The organism is Pedobacter sp. ASV28, from assembly GCF_016428855.1.
In the GTDB taxonomy this organism is placed as follows: Bacteria; Bacteroidota; Bacteroidia; order Sphingobacteriales; family Sphingobacteriaceae; genus Pedobacter.
Genome location: NZ_JAELTN010000082.1, coordinates 1 through 17,335, shown reverse-complemented (window position 1 = coordinate 17,335; position 17,335 = coordinate 1). Strand labels below are relative to the sequence as shown.

Here is a 17,335-nt window from a genome sequence, read left to right as displayed (position 1 = left end):
CCCCCCCCCCCCCCCCCCCCCCCCCCCCCCCCCCCCCCCCCCCCCCCCCCCCCCCCCCCCCCCCCCCCCCCCCCCCCCCCCCCTTCCCCGCCCCGCCCCCCCCCGCCATCTACACTATGGCTCGATCGTCGGCAGCGTCAGATGTGTATAAGAGACAGCTATACAGGTGTTACCATTATTTCAGAAGAAAACGAAACCATCAAACAGTTCATCATCAATGAAATGAAGAGAGGGGTAACCATATATAAAGGCGAAGGAGGCTATTTAGAGAAAAAAGATATCGATATCATCTATACCGTAGTAACCAAACTGGAAATAAGCAAATTACAAGATAAGATCAACGAAATAGACCCCAATGCCTTTGTGGTTCAACAACAAATAGCCGACCTCAAAGGCGGCGTAGTCAAACGTCAAGCGCTCCATTAATTACTATCGTTTTGAAACCATCATGATCTTCGGAGTTATGAAGACAAATTATGATAGCTTCGCACCATTAAAAAGATTATACAGATGAAAATATATCATCAACTTTCTGAGTTTAAAAAATTGAATAATGCTGTAGTGACCATTGGAACTTTTGATGGCGTACATTTTGGACACCAGAAAATTATAAAGAGACTTTGTGAATTGGCCAAATCATCTGGCGGAGAAAGTGTATTACTTACTTTTTTTCCCCACCCAAGAATGATCATCGATCCTGAAAATCAGGACTTAAAAATGATCAATACCATTAACGAAAAGGCTGAAATTATGGCCAATCTGGGAATTGATCATTTGATCATTACTCCATTTACCAGAGATTTTTCCAATTTGAGTGCCACCGATTATATCAAAAATATTTTAGTAGATGCCATAGGTACCAAAAAGATCATCATTGGATATGACCATCGTTTTGGCAAGGATCGTCTCGGCAATTTGAAGGTGCTGGAACAACATGCATCAACCTACGGTTATCAGGTAGAGGAAATTCCCGAGCAGGACATCAATGATGTAGCCGTAAGCTCTACCAAGATAAGAAATGCGCTATTGGAAGGGAATGTGGCATTGGCCAACGACTATCTGGGTTATGCCTTTTCTATCTATGGCCCCGTGATTAAAGGCGATAAAATTGGACGTACCATCGGCTTTCCAACCGCCAATATCTTTGTTGCCGAAACTTATAAGCTCATTCCCAGTGATGGTATTTATGCCGTTACTGTAGAAATGGATTTGGAGGCAGATGTTCGAAGTCCGAAGTCCGAAGACAGTAATGCTCAAGCCTCTACATCCAAACTTCCGACCTCCGACATCGGACATCGGACTTTCAAAGGTATGGCCTACATTGGTCAACGCCCAACCATCAACGGAATGACACGTAACATCGAGGTCAACATTTTCGATTTTGACAGGGAAATTTATGGACAGAACATTAAAATGAACTTCTTGGAGTTTTTAAGATATGATGTAAAGTTTACTAGCTTGGAAGCATTAACCAAGCAACTACAACAAGACAAAAAAGATACACTCGCCTATTTTAAAAATCACCCTTAACAATTAAACCGTGGCCAAATCAACAGATGTTAATGATCCTGAAAGCGTTAGCGATTTCATTGGAAAACTAGATCCTACTTTCGCTACGTTCCTCCAATCCATTAGACAGTTTATACTTTCTATAGACCCTGTTATTGGCGAACAGATCAAATGGAATTCCCCAAGCTTTTTTTACAATGGGGAAATGAAACCTTTCGATCCAAAAACTTATAAACGGGATATGATCGTATTTAACATTAGAAAAAACGAAGCATTATTGGTATTCCCTACAGGTGATATTATCAATGATCAACATGCCCTTTTGGAAGGCAATTATACCGATGGCAGAAAATTGGTCAGATTCAAGGATGGAGAAGATTTTGAGAAAAAAAAGCATGCGTTACGACTCGCAATTAAAGATTGGCTCGAGAAGGTAGAAAAATAAGGTGCGGCCTATACCCTAATTAGTGCACTGCTAAGGTCAACCTATGTGTTTTTCTCATAAATTTGACGATAATCGGAGTAGAGAGAAAACTTCTATACAACAAAACAATTTCCTTGTCATATTATTAGCCATAAACCTTCCATGTTGGCCTAAGCCTTTAAAACCTCAATCTTTTTTAGTATTTTGGTGGGCAATGAGGCTTTTTATATTTCTTTGTTGTTCACTTTACTTGTCATGTTTTTCATTGATGGCCAATGAAACAAAAAGAATTGGGCAAGTTCCTTTACTTCAGAAAACAGAAACCTTTCTCTCTGCTATTTCAACATCATCAATTCCACCAAAAAAATTGACAGTCATTAAAGCTAAACTTTACCTCAGAAAAGCTAGGCTGCAAAAATTAGGCGAAAACCTCATTCCCCATTTGGTTCATCAATTTCATTGCCTTACCCAAAACATTGGGCGAACAGTAAGCCTTCCACTTCATCGAAGTAACTTTTATTATCCTTATATTTTTAGTTATCTCTATCCTAAACATACCTTTTGGTAAATATTTTCTGTCCTAGCAAAACATATCATATTAAACAACCAAAAATATATTTTTAGATGACCCACTTACCTGTACTTATTGCAGATTTAGGACTTATACTTGCCGCTGGTGGTATTACTACCATTATATTCAAACGCATCAAACAACCACTCGTTTTAGGTTACATTTTAGCGGGCTTGCTGGTTGGTCCACATTTTAAATTTATACCCACTGTTTCCGATAATGCCAACATTACCATTTGGGCTGAAATCGGGGTTATTTTCCTGTTATTCAGCCTAGGTCTCGAATTCAGCTTCAAGAAACTGGTCAAGGTAGGCGGTTCCTCCTCCATTACCGCCTTGGTCGAAATTATTGGTATGGGTATTATAGGATATTTTGTGGGCAACTTAATGGGCTGGAAAACCATGGACAGCATATTTCTGGGCGCAGTATTGTCCGTGTCTTCTACCACCATTATTATACGGGCCTTCGAAGAATTGGGTGTAAAACATAAAAAGTTTGCCAATTTAGTTTTCGGTGCCCTCATTGTAGAAGATCTGGCGGCCATCTTGATCATGGTATTATTGACCACCGTAGCCGTAAGTCAGCAATTTGCCGGGGCAGAAATGCTAACCTCTATCCTTAAATTAAGTTTTTTCCTCATCTTATGGTTTTTAGGCGGCATCTTTATCATCCCTACCTTTTTAAAACTGACCAAGAAACTAATGAACGACGAAACCTTATTGGTCGTTTCATTGGCATTATGCTTAACCATGGTCCTACTGGCTGTTAAGGTAGGCTTTTCTCCAGCATTGGGTGCCTTTATTATGGGTTCTATACTTGCAGAAACTACACAAGCTGAAAAGATTGAACATTTGACAAAATCGGTTAAAGACCTATTTGGTGCCATCTTTTTTGTTTCCGTGGGCATGCTCATTGACCCTAGTATCTTATTACAATATTGGAAGCCCATTCTAATCATTACAGGCGTAACTATTGTGGGTAAACTGATCACCACTGGCGGCGGAGCCCTCCTTTCTGGACAACCTTTAAAAACTTCGGTACAGACTGGTTTAAGCCTCACCCAAATTGGCGAATTCTCTTTCATTATTGCCACTTTAGGCCTAAGTTTAAAAGTAACCAGTGGATTTTTATATCCTATCACAGTAGCCGTTTCGGCCATCACGACATTTACCACCCCTTATTTGATCAAATATTCTGAGAATTTTTATCATGTTTTGGTGAAGATCTTACCCCAAAAATGGGTAGATAGTATTAATCGATACAGTACCAGTACAGAGGGAATCACGACCTTAAGTGATTGGAAAGTTCTTTTAAAATCTTACATATTCAATACCATCATCCACTCGGTAATCATCATTGCCATTGTGGTTTTGGCTTCCAGGTACCTGCATCCTTTTATCAGCCACAATATTACCAACGGGAAGAACGGCGTCATCATCAGTGTGATCATTTCCTTTCTGATTATGGCTCCCTTCTTATGGGCCTTATCCATCAGAAGGATCGAAAGGACAGCTTATTCCCATTTATGGCTTAATAAAAAATATACACGGGGTCCTTTAATAGCCATAGAATTCTTCAGGATTGCTCTGGGTATTTTCTTTGTAGGCTTCTTAATGTACGAATTCTTCGATACCTGGATTGCTGCAGGCATTGCATTGGTTTTGATTGTTGCAGTGATGTTTATTTTCTCCAGAAAGCTCCAAAGCTTTTACGAAAGAATGGAAAACAGGTTCCTCTACAACCTTAACGCCCGCGAAGCCGCGAAAAAACAACCAGAGATTTTACCTTGGGATACGCATTTGTTAGAACTGACCGTAGCACCCGAATCTAAACTGGTGGGGCAAACCTTAATAGATCTTGCAGTCAGAGAAAAGTATGGGATCAATATCGCAATGATAGAACGTGGCAAGATCATGATTCCTACGCCGAACCGCGATGAAAGATTATATCCTCATGATAAGGTACTGGTGATTGGTACAGACGATCAGTTGGCCAGTGTAAAACCACTTTTTGAAGGCGCATATTCCGATCAAAATGACGATACTTCTTTCCCTAAACAGGATATGTCCCTACAAAAAATCGTGATCAACAGTAAATCGCCTGTCTACGGACAAACCATACGTAGTTCTGGCATTCGTGAAAAAACACAGGGACTCGTTGTGGGCATAGAACGAAACGGCCAACGTATTTTGAACCCAGATTCCAATATGATTTTCGAAAACGAGGATATTGTTTGGATTGTGGGCAACAATAAACGTATACCTGAATTACTGAAATAACAATTGAATTAAAACTATATTTACAAAGCCAGTGTTTATCCATAAACATTGGCTTTGCTATGATAAGTATAATTGGTAAACACAATAACTTACCGTGAAGAAAATAGACCAGGATAAAAGTGAATTTTTAGATGAAATGCTAGATTATTGGCAATCTGAGCAGCTCATAGATGATAAAACCAGCCTAAAGCTTAAACATAGCTACCAGTCTAAAGCCTTCGATTGGAGACGTTTGGCACAATATTCTTTTTGGATAGCCATGGCTTGTGGTGTAATTGCCCTAAGTGCACTATTGGTAGACAAGTCCCTACTTGAATACATTAAAAACCTATACAATACCCCCAATATCATTATTAGTCTTCTATCTGCATTATTGGCAGCGGGCTGTTATATATTGGGTTTTAAACGAAAAAAAACCAGGCCACAGCAAGTATTCAGCAATGAAGCAATGATTTTTTCCGGAGTGATGCTAACGGCCAATGCCATTGCTTACCTGGGCAAATCCATAAGCAGCAACAATAATCATTTTTCTGTGCTTATTCTATTTTCCGTGCTCATCTACCTGGGTTTGGCCCATTTTTTCAGATCGAGGCTCATCTGGACTTTTTCTTTATTGGCTTTAGGGGCTTGGTTTGGCACCGAAACAGGTTACCTGTCTAAATGGAACTGGTATTTCCTTGGTCTCAATTATCCTTTGCGATTTGTATTCTTCGGGATCATACTAACCCTGGTTTCTTTTTTACTCAAAAGACATAAACAACTCTCCTACTTTTTTGACATTACCTATTTTGCTGGCCTGTTATACCTCTTCACTTCCTTATTGCTGCTTTCTATTTTTGGGAATTATGGTACATTAGAGGAATGGTACGCCATTAAACAATTGTCTTTATTTTATTGGGCCATTCTTTCTTCTGCAGCCTGTGTAGCGGCCATCATCATCGGCTTAAAGTATAATGATGCGATGTTAAGGGAGTTTGGTATTATTTTCTTATTCATTAATCTTTATAGCCGCTATTTTGAATACTTTTGGGACAGTTGGCATAAAGCTATCTTTTTCGCCATATTGGGTATTTCTTTTGTATTTATTGGTCGTAAGGCCGAAAAAATATGGAGTCTTGAGTTCATGAAAAAGTAGATTGAGAAATTGGAGAAAAACAATTTTTGATAGTCAGCTTTCTAAAATTTCTCTTACCGTTTCTCTGTTAGGTTTTGATAGAGGAATTTTATCACCATTTAACAATAACAGAATGCCTCCATCTTCTTTAAGCCAACTTTTTACATATTTGGGATTTACCAAGTGGCTTTGGTGAGAGCGCATAAATCCATAAGGTTTTAATGCATCAGAAAATTCTTTCAATGAACGTGAAATCAATATTTTTTCATTGCCTTGTAAAATAAAGAAAGTATAATTATCGCTAGCCTCACACCTAATAATATCTTTAATTGTTACATACCTTACTTCTTGCTGTTGTGGAAGAGCTATTTTCTGGTCCTGATTAATCAATGCGTTATTCTTTTCTTTTTCGGGTTTATTACTAGTGGCTACATTTTCTTTAGGAATATTCATTGGCATATAAACCACCGTTTCGTTTCTTCTGAGCAGTAATTTCACTAAATAAATTACGCCAATTATAACGCCTCCCCAAAAAGCAATACCAACTAATATTAAAATAATCTCACTAACTCCTAAATTCAGTATTTCTGTTAGCATCTCTGTTTTATTTTTATCTAAGTTTTCTTTTTATCATTTGTAATAAGACCACAAATACAATCAGCGAAATTATAAAAAATAAGATCACAAGTATTATTTCGGCTGCGCCTAGATTAAGAAATGCTGCAATTACATGAAATGAGTTTGTTATTGTTTTCTCCATTTTTATTTATTTTTAATTGCCTCAAAAATACCAGTCCGAAGCACTCTAAAACAGAATGAATGAGTATTTATTATCTTTAAATAGAGTATTTTCCCCATTTCAATGAGCATCGTTACCAAAACATCTGATATACGTCATAAAAATTAAGCTCATACAAACCGTATCTTTGGGTATTAGAAGTATTGTAAATGGCATTAGAAGACATTAGCACTTTGGAAGATATCCAATTACTGGTAAATACCTTCTACTTTCGTATTCGTGAAAACGAACTGTTGGGCCCGATCTTTAACGGTATCATTGCCGATCGGTGGGCCGAGCATTTAGAAAAGATGTATAGGTTTTGGCAAACGGTGTTGTTGGAAGTACATACCTATACGGGGAGTCCTTTTCCACCACATGCGCAATTACCGGTAAGCCAGCTCCATTTTGACACTTGGCTAAAGCTTTGGCATGGCACCGTAGATGAGCACTTTGCCGGAGAAAAAGCTGAAGATGCCAAGTGGCGGGGTAACCGTATGGCCGAAATGTTCATGATCAAAATTGACTACTACCGCAACAACAGTGCAAAACCTCTTTTGTAAACCACTGCTTACAAAGTATCTTGGTGCTCAATGCCATATACCCAACACCCGATACTAAATATTTGATACTTCCCTCATGAAATCAAAAGTAGAACAACCCCTGGTACTTGTATGTACTTTTACCTGGATTGGATTTGTATGTGCCATTAGCTTTTTGGAAGCTTGGCTTAAGTTTAGGGCTCCCGGCGTTACACTACCTATTGGTTTGGGTATAGGTCGGTTAGTTTTTGCAGCACTAAACAAAGTAGAATGGGCGTTTGCCATTGCCATACTCATTAGCAATTTAAAGAATTGGAAAAATGATAAACCGAACCTTTTATTTGCGCTGGTGGTATTGACCCTCTTACTGCAAACCATTTGGCTTTTACCAGCCCTAGACCATCGGGCAGAGCGGTATATCAAGGGAGAAAATGTTCCAGCCTCTTATCTACATTTTTATTACGTGATCATAGAAGGCCTAAAAATTACGGCATTATTTATATTTGGCGTCAGGCTCTTTAAACAAGAGGAATCATCAGACTCAGAAATCATCTTTAATAAGCTCTAGGAAAATGTTGCTTTTTATCCTTTGCCTACCTCAAATAAATGACAACCTGCTTAACCACAAGATATATCGCCAAGATATACAAAAATATAGCAATGCTTTTATTGATGAGCATGCTGCTCAATGCAAATTTCTCCTGTATATACCTGGCAAAATGGGCATAGGCATATAAGGCCAGTGCAGAGCCCAGCCCCGAGCCAAAGCTAAATATGACAAGGGAAAGGTAATTTGTATTTATCCATTCATGAAGGATAACATAATTACCAAAAAACAACCAGAACGGAATTTGAACCGGATTGAGCACACCCAAGGCAAGACCTAATAATACGCTGCCCTTCCTACTTTCTTCTGTTGCTTTAGGTTGATGCGCCTTATCCTTATTTTTCCAAGTCACCGTAGCCATCACCAATAAAAGCACAATCATGAAAGCATCCACAAAAGTAGATATTCTTACAGAATTCACGCTCGAATCAATATCTACATCGCTTGACACCCAACGGGCAAAACGCATCATACCAAATGTAAAAAGCACTTCAACACAAGAAAAAGCAAGAATAAAACTCCATGCTTGTCGCATGCCCCTGTTAATGGTAAGCTGCGCTAAAGTAAGATTGATATTTCCCGGGGGGATGTAACCCATCGCATTAAGTAAAACGCCAATTAGAAAAGTGAGCACAAGCATAGTTTGCGAAGTTAGGATTTAAGGTGCGCTTTTAAAAATTGTCCCGTATAGGATTTAGGTTCATCCAGCAAATCTTCTGGCTTGCCTTCAAAAACAACCTCCCCACCTTTATCTCCTCCCTCCGGACCGATATCTATGATCCAATCGGCACATTTGATCATGTCCATATTATGCTCTATTACAATTACTGTACTGCCCTGCTCTATCAAAGTATTTAATGCCTTCAATAATTTTTTGATATCATGAAAATGCAACCCTGTAGTTGGCTCATCAAAAATAAACAAAGTTTTTTGGGCATTGTTGCCTTTAATTAAGAATGAGGCCAATTTAATACGTTGAGCTTCACCTCCAGATAAGGTATTAGATGACTGGCCCAAATGTACATAGCCCAGACCTACATCAACCAACGGTAGCAATTTGTTCAATATTTTGGGTTCTTTGGCGAAAAATTCAACAGCCTGGTCAATGGTCATATCCAAAATATCAGAGACATTCTTATCTTGGTAAGTCACATCCAATACCTGTTGCTTAAATCGCTTTCCTCCACAAACTTCGCAAGGCAGGTAAATATCAGCCATGAATTGCATCTCTATTTTTACCTCTCCTTCTCCTTGGCAAACATCACAACGCCCTCCTTCCACATTAAAAGAAAAAGCTGCTGGCTTTAGGCCCGCCGCTTTTGCCGATGGCAAGTTCGAAAACAAGGTCCTGATATCATCCCATGCCTTAACATAAGTTACCGGATTTGACCTGGAAGAACGTCCTATCGGATTTTGATCTACCATTTCTACCTGACTTACCAGATCGGTGTGACCAAAAATGCCATCATAAGAACCTGTTTGTTCTCCGGCATAGTTACCTATGGCCTTTTGTAAGGCCGGATATAAAATACGTTTGACCAAGCTGGTTTTACCTGAACCGGATACGCCCGTAACGCAAGTAAAAATACCTAGTGGAAACTTCACATTGATATTCTTCAGGTTATTTTCCCTTGCACCTTTAATCAGGATATGATCTTTCCAGCTCCTCCGTTTTTGTGGAACTGCAATACGCTCTTCACCAGAAAGATATTTTCCAGTTAAGGATTTCTTATCCTTGATAATCTGATTGTAAGTACCACTGAACACCAAATTTCCACCTTGTGTTCCGGCCTCTGGACCAATATCGATAAGATAATCTGCGGCTTTCATGATCTCTTCTTCATGCTCTACCACCAATACGGTATTACCTACATCTCTCAAAGATTCCAATACACTGATCAAACGGTGTGTATCCCGGGGGTGGAGACCTATACTTGGTTCATCCAGGACATAAACAGACCCCACCAAGCTACTGCCCAAAGAGGTGGCCAAGTTAATCCGTTGACTTTCCCCCCCAGATAAAGTATTGGATAAACGGTTTAGGGTCAGGTAACCTAAACCAACATTATTAAGATATAAGATACGACTGCTAATTTCTGCCAGTAAACGCTTGGCAATTTTAACTTCATTAGGCTTTAAGACTAAACCATCGAAAAAGGGCAGGATAGTAGATAAGGGCATCAGTACCAATTCAAGAATAGACCTTCCTCCTATCTTTACATAGGAGGCATCCTTACGTAACCGAGTGCCTTTACAATCTGGACAGGTCGTTTTCCCCCTATATCGTGACAACATGACACGGTATTGAATTTTATAGGTCTGTTCTTCCAGTTCTTTAAAAAACTCATCTAAGCCCCTAAAATATTTATTACCTGTCCAAAGCAATTGCTGTTGTTGTGCTGTTAGTTCACTGTAAGACCTATGAATGGGAAAGTCAAATTTATCGGCATTTTTCACGAACTGCTTTAACCATTCTCCCATTTTTTCGCCACGCCAAGGAGCTATGGCATTATCATAAATACTTTTGCTTTTATCAGGAATGACCAAATCTTCATCAATGCCAATGATATTTCCGTAGCCTTCACAACGTTTACAAGCGCCATAAGGATTATTAAAGCTAAAAAAATTTGGAGTAGGCTCTTCAAATTTGATGCCGTCCAGTTCAAATCTATCGCAAAAGAAAGTTTGTTGGCCATTATGTTCTACATAGCAATCTCCCTTGCCTTCAAAAAAAGCGGTTTGGGCCGAATCGGCAACACGGCTTAAAGTTTCGTCATCGTGGGCCACTACGACACGGTCTATGAGGATAAAAATCTTTTGATCTTCTGTTAGCTCTTTGTCCTTTACCGAATCATCTTCCAGTATGGATTCGATTTTTTTAACCTCACCTTGATAGACTACACGTAAAAAACCCTTTTGTAGTAGGACAGCTAATTCCTCCTTAACTGTTCTTTTATTTTGGGCATACAAAGGACAAAAAACAGTTATAACCTCTTCATCGGGCAATGCTGCAACAAAATCTACTACAGTACTTACCGTGTCTTTTTTTACTTCTTTCCCAGAAATTGGCGAAATTGTTCTTCCTATTCTAGAATAGAGTAATTTCAGGTAATCATAAATTTCGGTCGAAGTACCTACTGTAGAACGGGGATTAGAGGTAATCACTTTCTGTTCTATAGCAATAGCAGGAGCAATTCCTTTGATATAATCTACATCAGGCTTGTTCATACGCCCCATAAACTGACGGGCATAGGCCGATAAACTTTCTACATATCTTCTTTGCCCTTCTGCATATAGCGTATCGAAAGCTAATGATGATTTGCCCGAGCCGGACATCCCTGTAATAACAACAAATTTATTTTTGGGAATGGCCACATCAACATTTTTAAGGTTGTGCACCCTTGCGCCTTTTATAATAATATAGTGATGTGGATCCTTCTCTAATTCCTTACTCATTTAAAACCTCTTAGCTATAATTTACAAAGATAACATCTGATTTACGATTTCAGAAGCTTTTGTTTTATCCATCTTTCATTTAGGTTATCAGATGTGAATAGAGGGCATTATCGCCTACACTCTTCCCATATTTCAACTTTCAAATTACAATTCCCTAAGAATCATGGGTTTTATTTTATTGCCTTTGGGCGCAGTTCTGGGCACTTTTTACATTTTTTAACATTTTTATTCTTTGAATCTCATAAAAAAATGCTTCTTTTGAAAGAACAACAACGACAATTGTCAATACACTAACTTATTAATTAAAGGAGAAACGCTATAGAATAAAACTTTTACGTGTTTATTATTTAAATAAAGATGGGTTTTATCAAACAAGCTCCTATTAGCCTACAACAAGTAAGCGACCAGGAATTAATATCGTTGTATCTAAATGGTGACGAAACTGTTATCCAAGAGTTACTCCGTAGGCACAAGACTAAGATTTTCACTTCGATTTATCTTTTGGTTAAAGATCAATACTTAGCGGAAGATATTTTTCAGGATACTTTCATTAAAGTAATTAACACTTTACGTTCTGGCCGTTACAATGAAGAAGGAAAATTTTTACCATGGGTAATGCGTATTGCCCATAACCTGGTGATTGATTATTTTAGAAGAGAAAAACGTGCGCCTACCATTACCAGTGCCGATGGCACAGACGTATTAAACCTGATTCAAATTCATGAGGAAAGTGCCGAAGATCGTATGCTTAGGGAACAAACACATGTCGACCTCCGCAAAATGATTCACCACCTGCCCGATGAGCAAAAGGAGGTTTTGATTATGAGACACTATGCAGATTTGAGCTTCAAAGAAATTGCCGAGCTTACCGGTGTGAGCATTAACACCGCCCTCGGACGTATGCGGTATGCACTCAGTAACCTTCGCAAAATGATGAACATTAAAGAGGTTATTGTTTCGAAAGAATAAGGTAACAAAAATATTACAACATAATGTTTATAACCGGTAATGGCATATTTTATCCTATAATTGATGTTAATTAATCAATTATAGGATAATTTACAAGACACCATTCCATTTTAGAATATTTAATAGCTCGATTATAAAATAAAGGTGTTTTACTTGCGTTTAAAATTTAAACTAAAAATAGTAACACCCGCGTATGACAAAAACCTTTACTTTAACGACCTTCAAAAATCTATCAAAGAAATCCACTTTGAATAGCAAAGATCTTCCAGAGCATGAACTCTATCATCAGATTAAGCCCAAGCTCGATGAACTTTATAGGAATCCTTCTGAGGAAACCATAGAAAAAATCTTAAACTACGCTAACAAAAAGTAGTACAAGGCCAGCTTTAAAGTTGGCCTTTTTTTTATATGGCTTACAAAAGCCAAAATCAAGCATACATCTACCCTAAAAGCTTACAACAAATCAACCTTTTTACATTTTGCTGTTATTAAAGTAGCTACCTTTGCTTAGTGTATTTCAAACACTAACATAATGATCATTAATAAAAAATTAATCCCCCTTACTTTTGGCGGTCTAGGCATAGGTATTACAGAATTTGTGATGATGGGCTTATTGCCAGATATTGCCAAAGATTTATCGATTACTATTCCTGAAGCAGGGCATTTGATTTCTGCTTATGCACTAGGCGTGGTGATCGGCGCCCCCTTGCTAGTCCTTATTGCGGGCAAATATCCACCTAAGTACATCCTATTGGGGTTGATGGTATTATTTACCTTGTTTAATGCTTTTTCTGCATTTGCCCCTAGTTATACTACATTATTTATGGCCAGGCTGTTTTCTGGTCTTCCGCATGGTGCTTTTTTCGGGGTAGGCTCTGTAGTGGCTAGTCGAATTGCACCTAAGGGAAAAGAAGCACAGGCGGTATCTTTAATGTTTGCAGGACTAACCATAGCCAATCTTGTAGGGGTACCACTAGGCACTTATATTGGCCATAATTATTCATGGCGATATTCTTTTGCCATTGTTTCATTGGTAGGCATTATGACTTTATTGAGCTTGAAATATTGGCTACCTAACTTACCTGCCGTTAAAAACAGGAACATTAGAACAGAATTGAGCTTTTTTACCAAAAGAGAAGCCTGGCTTATTATTTTCATGATCTCTATAGGTACCGGGGGCTTATTTTGTTGGATCAGCTATATTGCCCCATTAATGACCGAAGTTGCAGGTTTTGATGAGGCTAACGTAACATATATTTTAATGCTTGCAGGTTCGGGTATGTTGGTCGGTAATTTTATTGGTGGTTATCTGGCCGATAAGTTCTCTCCTTCTAAAGCCTGTCTATCACTATTGTTGGCCATGTGTGCCATCCTGATCATGGTTTTCTTTGTATCGTTTAATCCCATATTGGCATTGGTCACTACTTTCTTAACAGGGGCCATTGCTTTTGCTTTGGCGGCCCCCATCCAGATGCTGATGATCAAAACAGCTAAAGATTCGGAAATGATTGCAGCTTCGGCAAGCCAGGCCAGTTTCAACATTGGCAATGCCTTAGGCGCTTTTTTTGGAGGCCTGCCTTTGGTCTATGGAATGAGCTACAACTACCCTTCTTTGGTTGGAGCAGCTATGGCACTTATTGGAGCTGCATTTGCCTATTGGATCATTAGGAGGTTTACCAAACCCAATAGCATCAAAAGGGTATCTAAACAGGAAGCCACATAAGACACATAGGGAATTTGATTTTGTGGGATAGCTTAAAATACTTTGTTGTTGACAATGGTTCAACAGTAGGACCAGTTATATTTTACTTATTGTGCTGACCTTAGAAAAATAATTACGCAAACGATTGATTATAAAGTAGTGATTACATTTCTCCTATTTAAGCAATCGACATTATTTTTTTATCTAAATAATTGGTTAAGTTTGTTATATCTACCTTAAAAAACAAACTTAATCAATGAGAAATTCCATTCTTGTTCACCTGCTATTTGCTGGCCTTTACGTTTTTTTTCCCCTTTTTTCCAAAAGTCAGAAACCCAATAAAATCAATATTATTCCCAAACCTCTTTTTCTGAGGGCAGAAGAAGGAGAAGCATTTAGGCTAACGCCTAATACCCCTCTTGTCTATAATAATGGTGCCTATCAAAAGGCTAAGTTTTTTGCTCGTTTCCTGCAAAAATCTACAGGTTATAAACTACCCTTGCTCCACTCCAATGCTCCTCTACAAAAGGGAATCAATTTATTCATCCAAGCAAATCCTGCTGAATTGAACAAAGAAGCCTATGAATTATCCATATCATCAAAACGCATTTTATTAACTGCAATTGATACGGCAGGACTTTTTAACGGCTTTCAATCTATTGTACAACTACTTCCCCCCAGTATAGGAAGTGAAAAAACCATTAAGCAAACTTATTGGCCACTGCCTGCTGTAACCATCAAAGATGCTCCCAGGTTTTCATGGCGAGGATACATGCAAGATGTAAGCAGAACCTTTTATAAGGTAGAAGTGCTTAAGAAATACATAGATGTAATGGCCTTATATAAGCTTAATACCTTTCATCTCCATTTAACGGATGATCAAGGTTGGCGGATAGAAATTAAAAAATATCCGGAACTAACCTCTAAAAAAACAACAGTATTTGTAGGCAAACAAGAACAGCCTAGCGAAAGAAGTGGTTACTATACCCAAGAACAACTCAAAGACCTCATTAGCTATGCTGCTCAAAGAAATATCACCATTGTTCCAGAAATTGACGTGCCTGGGCATTCATGGCCAATCATCATCACCCATCCAGAACTCGGAGTAAACCAGAAAACAACACCCGATTATGTTTTTCCATTTGTAGATTCATGGGGCTATTGGGGTTTTCAGTTTACGCCAAACCCGCTAGATCCAAGCAAAGAAGCTGTTTATACTTTCCTAAATGATATCTTTAACGAAATAGCAGATCTCTTTCCTTCGCCCTACATCCATTTTGGAGGTGACGAAGTGGTACACAGACTTTGGGAAAACGAACCCCATATTCAAGCATTCATGAAAGAAAAAGGATTTACTAAAGTGACTGAACTACAAAGCTATTTTGTAGGACGAGTATGCGAAATGATCAGAAAAAAAGGCAAAAAACCTATTGGATGGAATGATATTTTAGAGGGCGCAGATAACCTGACCAAAGAAACCGCAATCATGTCATGGCTTGGAGGAAAGGCCATACAACAAGCCGCCAGCAAAGGCTTTTATACTGTAGCTACGCCCACAGCTCCCTTATATTTTGATATTACGCAAGATGATCGGAATGATGGCACGATGTCTGATTTGGCCTATGGCAATATTAATTCGATCGACAAGATTTACAATTTTGACCCAACGGCCTCTTTACAGCCCCAAGAAGAGGCCTATGTTTTGGGCATCCAGGCCAATATGTGGCCTGCCATTCCACAGGAAGTCAAAGATATTAATGTTCAAAATTTTCCACGCTTACTGGCTTTGGCAGAAATTGCATGGGCAACAAACAAGCATAAAGATTTCGCCGAATTTACTCAACGGTTAACTACACATTATCCGCGGTTAGATGCTCTAAAAATTGATTATTTTAAAAAAGGAGGCTACATTGCAGGCACTTGGAAGCCCAATCAGATCGATACCGGTTTTAGGTCTATTGAATGGGATGTAACCCAAAAAGTCTATGCAAATGGACGAATTATTGCAGGTTTCTTTTATACGAATGGTACTTCTTTTCTAAAGATCAAGAATGTATCCCTATTAGAAGATGGAAAAGTGATCTCTAAAGATGATCATATAGGTTTAGCCGATAAATTTAGGGGTACTCATAAAACTAAAACCTTCCTCTATCATTTGAAGGTTGATCAGTACAAATATAAATCTAAATATACCTTAAGCGCAGAGGTTTCAGGAGAAAAAAGTACCGATTCTTATGGTAACTTAACTTTTAACCTCAGTCCATACGAACCTTTTAAGGTAACGGAAGCCACTAAAAAGTAAGGTGAAAGACTTGTCGAAATAGATCAATTATTTCGACAAGTCTATTTTTCTATTTTTTATCCGGCACGAAATTCATTGAAATTGAATTGACACAATGCCTTGTATTTTTTGAGGTAAGGAACTCGCCCACAAAAACATGCCCCAGGTGTGCTCCACAATTGGCACATACAATCTCAGTACGCTGTCCATCTGCATCGGGAATACGCTTTACCGCTCCTTTAATCTCATCGTCGAACGCTGGCCAACCACAGTGGGCATCAAATTTAGAGTCAGACCTATATAATGGTGCATTACAACGCTTACATACATACGTTCCTTTTTCAAAGAATTTATCGTATTTACCTGTTCCGGGATATTCGGTCCCCTTATTTACAATTACCTGCTCTTCTTCCTTGGTTAATTTATTCCATTCCATTTTCTTAGTAGTTTTTGATGGTGGTGTTTTTTCCTGCTGCTGGGCACAGGCCGCAAAACTTGTTACAAGTAGTATACCAAATGCCGCTAATATTTTATTTATCGATCCCATTTTAAGATATTTTAACTCATATACGTTACCCATAAACGTTCGGTTTTACCAAACAACATATTCAAATTTAATCATTTCATAAACTTTGTTCCTCATTTGTATCTCATTATTCATTATCAAGCAATAGCTAAAATGAAATTGAAACCATAGAACCCTGTTAATTGGCTACCATTTCTGTATGAGTTCAGCACTCAACGGCATGGCTTTCTGCAGATCTGCAATACCATATCATAGATTATCTCTGGTTTATTAAACCGATCGCTAGATTTTTGCATCACATCATTTAAATCTCGAATGATACATATGGTTTGGAATATTCGTTCATAAAAAAAGCGTTCCGTTACCGAAACGCTTTTTAAAAGTATATTTTGTCGAGACTATTTTTTCAATAGGGCCGCCATAGCTGCACCGATTTCAGCAGGGCTTTCTACAACAGTGATACCACATTCACGCATAATTTTCATTTTTGCGGCAGCAGTATCATCAGCTCCACCTACAATAGCCCCAGCATGTCCCTGTCTCTTATACACATCTCCGAGCCCACGAGACCTGCGTT

At 38.6% G+C, this 17,335-nt stretch carries 14 protein-coding genes; 10 read left to right on the top strand and 4 right to left on the bottom strand.

Features of this window, described 5'->3' with window-relative positions:
• The 5 genes from JHD79_RS20575 to JHD79_RS20555 form a co-directional block, all read left to right on the top strand.
• A partial coding sequence (locus tag JHD79_RS20575) for a YitT family protein (RefSeq protein ID WP_199121237.1) occupies positions 1 to 426 on the top strand: 426 nt, incomplete at its 5' end.
• An 84-nt stretch (positions 427 to 510) separates the two neighbouring features.
• Positions 511 to 1,530: a bifunctional riboflavin kinase/FAD synthetase gene (locus JHD79_RS20570; protein ID WP_199121236.1), complete on the top strand. Its 1,020-nt coding sequence runs from the start codon at positions 511 to 513 to the stop codon at positions 1,528 to 1,530.
• A 10-nt stretch (positions 1,531 to 1,540) separates the two neighbouring features.
• Positions 1,541 to 1,954, top strand: a complete 414-nt coding sequence (locus JHD79_RS20565) for a DUF1801 domain-containing protein (protein ID WP_199121235.1) — start codon at positions 1,541 to 1,543, stop codon at positions 1,952 to 1,954.
• Positions 1,955 to 2,557: 603 nt separating this feature from the next.
• Positions 2,558 to 4,783, top strand: coding sequence for a cation:proton antiporter (locus JHD79_RS20560; protein WP_199121234.1), 2,226 nt, complete (start codon positions 2,558 to 2,560; stop codon positions 4,781 to 4,783).
• A gap of 94 nt (positions 4,784 to 4,877) precedes the next feature.
• On the top strand, positions 4,878 to 5,918 hold the full coding sequence (locus tag JHD79_RS20555) for a DUF2157 domain-containing protein (protein ID WP_370583364.1): 1,041 nt from the start codon (positions 4,878 to 4,880) through the stop codon (positions 5,916 to 5,918).
• 33 nt (positions 5,919 to 5,951) lie between these two features.
• On the opposite strand, the gene JHD79_RS20550 is transcribed toward JHD79_RS20555, so the two are convergent.
• Positions 5,952 to 6,494: a LytTR family DNA-binding domain-containing protein gene (locus JHD79_RS20550; protein ID WP_199121233.1), complete on the bottom strand. Its 543-nt coding sequence runs from the start codon at positions 6,492 to 6,494 to the stop codon at positions 5,952 to 5,954.
• Between the two features lie 351 nt (positions 6,495 to 6,845).
• On the opposite strand from JHD79_RS20550, the gene JHD79_RS20545 reads away from it, so the two are divergent.
• Positions 6,846 to 7,238, top strand: a complete 393-nt coding sequence (locus JHD79_RS20545) for a group III truncated hemoglobin (RefSeq protein ID WP_199121232.1) — start codon at positions 6,846 to 6,848, stop codon at positions 7,236 to 7,238.
• Positions 7,239 to 7,314: 76 nt separating this feature from the next.
• Positions 7,315 to 7,785 (top strand): hypothetical protein, encoded by a 471-nt coding sequence (locus JHD79_RS20540; protein WP_199121231.1) that lies wholly within the window; start codon positions 7,315 to 7,317, stop codon positions 7,783 to 7,785.
• Positions 7,786 to 7,810: 25 nt separating this feature from the next.
• On the opposite strand, the gene JHD79_RS20535 is transcribed toward JHD79_RS20540, so the two are convergent.
• Together JHD79_RS20535 and uvrA are read right to left on the bottom strand one after the other, a co-directional pair.
• Positions 7,811 to 8,422 (bottom strand): LysE family transporter, encoded by a 612-nt coding sequence (locus tag JHD79_RS20535; protein ID WP_233164808.1) that lies wholly within the window; start codon positions 8,420 to 8,422, stop codon positions 7,811 to 7,813.
• Between the two features lie 53 nt (positions 8,423 to 8,475).
• Positions 8,476 to 11,280 (bottom strand): excinuclease ABC subunit UvrA, encoded by a 2,805-nt coding sequence (uvrA, locus tag JHD79_RS20530; RefSeq protein WP_199121229.1) that lies wholly within the window; start codon positions 11,278 to 11,280, stop codon positions 8,476 to 8,478.
• Positions 11,281 to 11,661: 381 nt separating this feature from the next.
• On the opposite strand from uvrA, the gene JHD79_RS20525 reads away from it, so the two are divergent.
• The 3 genes from JHD79_RS20525 (at position 11,662) to JHD79_RS20510 (ending at position 16,253) form a co-directional block, all read left to right on the top strand.
• A complete protein-coding gene (locus JHD79_RS20525) occupies positions 11,662 to 12,249 on the top strand; it encodes a sigma-70 family RNA polymerase sigma factor (RefSeq protein ID WP_199121240.1) in 588 nt (195 codons plus the stop codon).
• Positions 12,250 to 12,781: 532 nt separating this feature from the next.
• Positions 12,782 to 13,972, top strand: a complete 1,191-nt coding sequence (locus tag JHD79_RS20515; RefSeq protein ID WP_233164806.1) for an MFS transporter — start codon at positions 12,782 to 12,784, stop codon at positions 13,970 to 13,972.
• Positions 13,973 to 14,207: 235 nt separating this feature from the next.
• Positions 14,208 to 16,253, top strand: a complete 2,046-nt coding sequence (locus JHD79_RS20510) for a beta-N-acetylhexosaminidase (RefSeq protein WP_199121227.1) — start codon at positions 14,208 to 14,210, stop codon at positions 16,251 to 16,253.
• Positions 16,254 to 16,302: 49 nt separating this feature from the next.
• Here JHD79_RS20510 and JHD79_RS20505 read toward each other — a convergent pair whose 3' ends face one another.
• Positions 16,303 to 16,779, bottom strand: coding sequence for a methionine-R-sulfoxide reductase (locus JHD79_RS20505; RefSeq protein WP_233164805.1), 477 nt, complete (start codon positions 16,777 to 16,779; stop codon positions 16,303 to 16,305).
• Between the last annotated feature and the right edge of the window lie 556 nt (positions 16,780 to 17,335).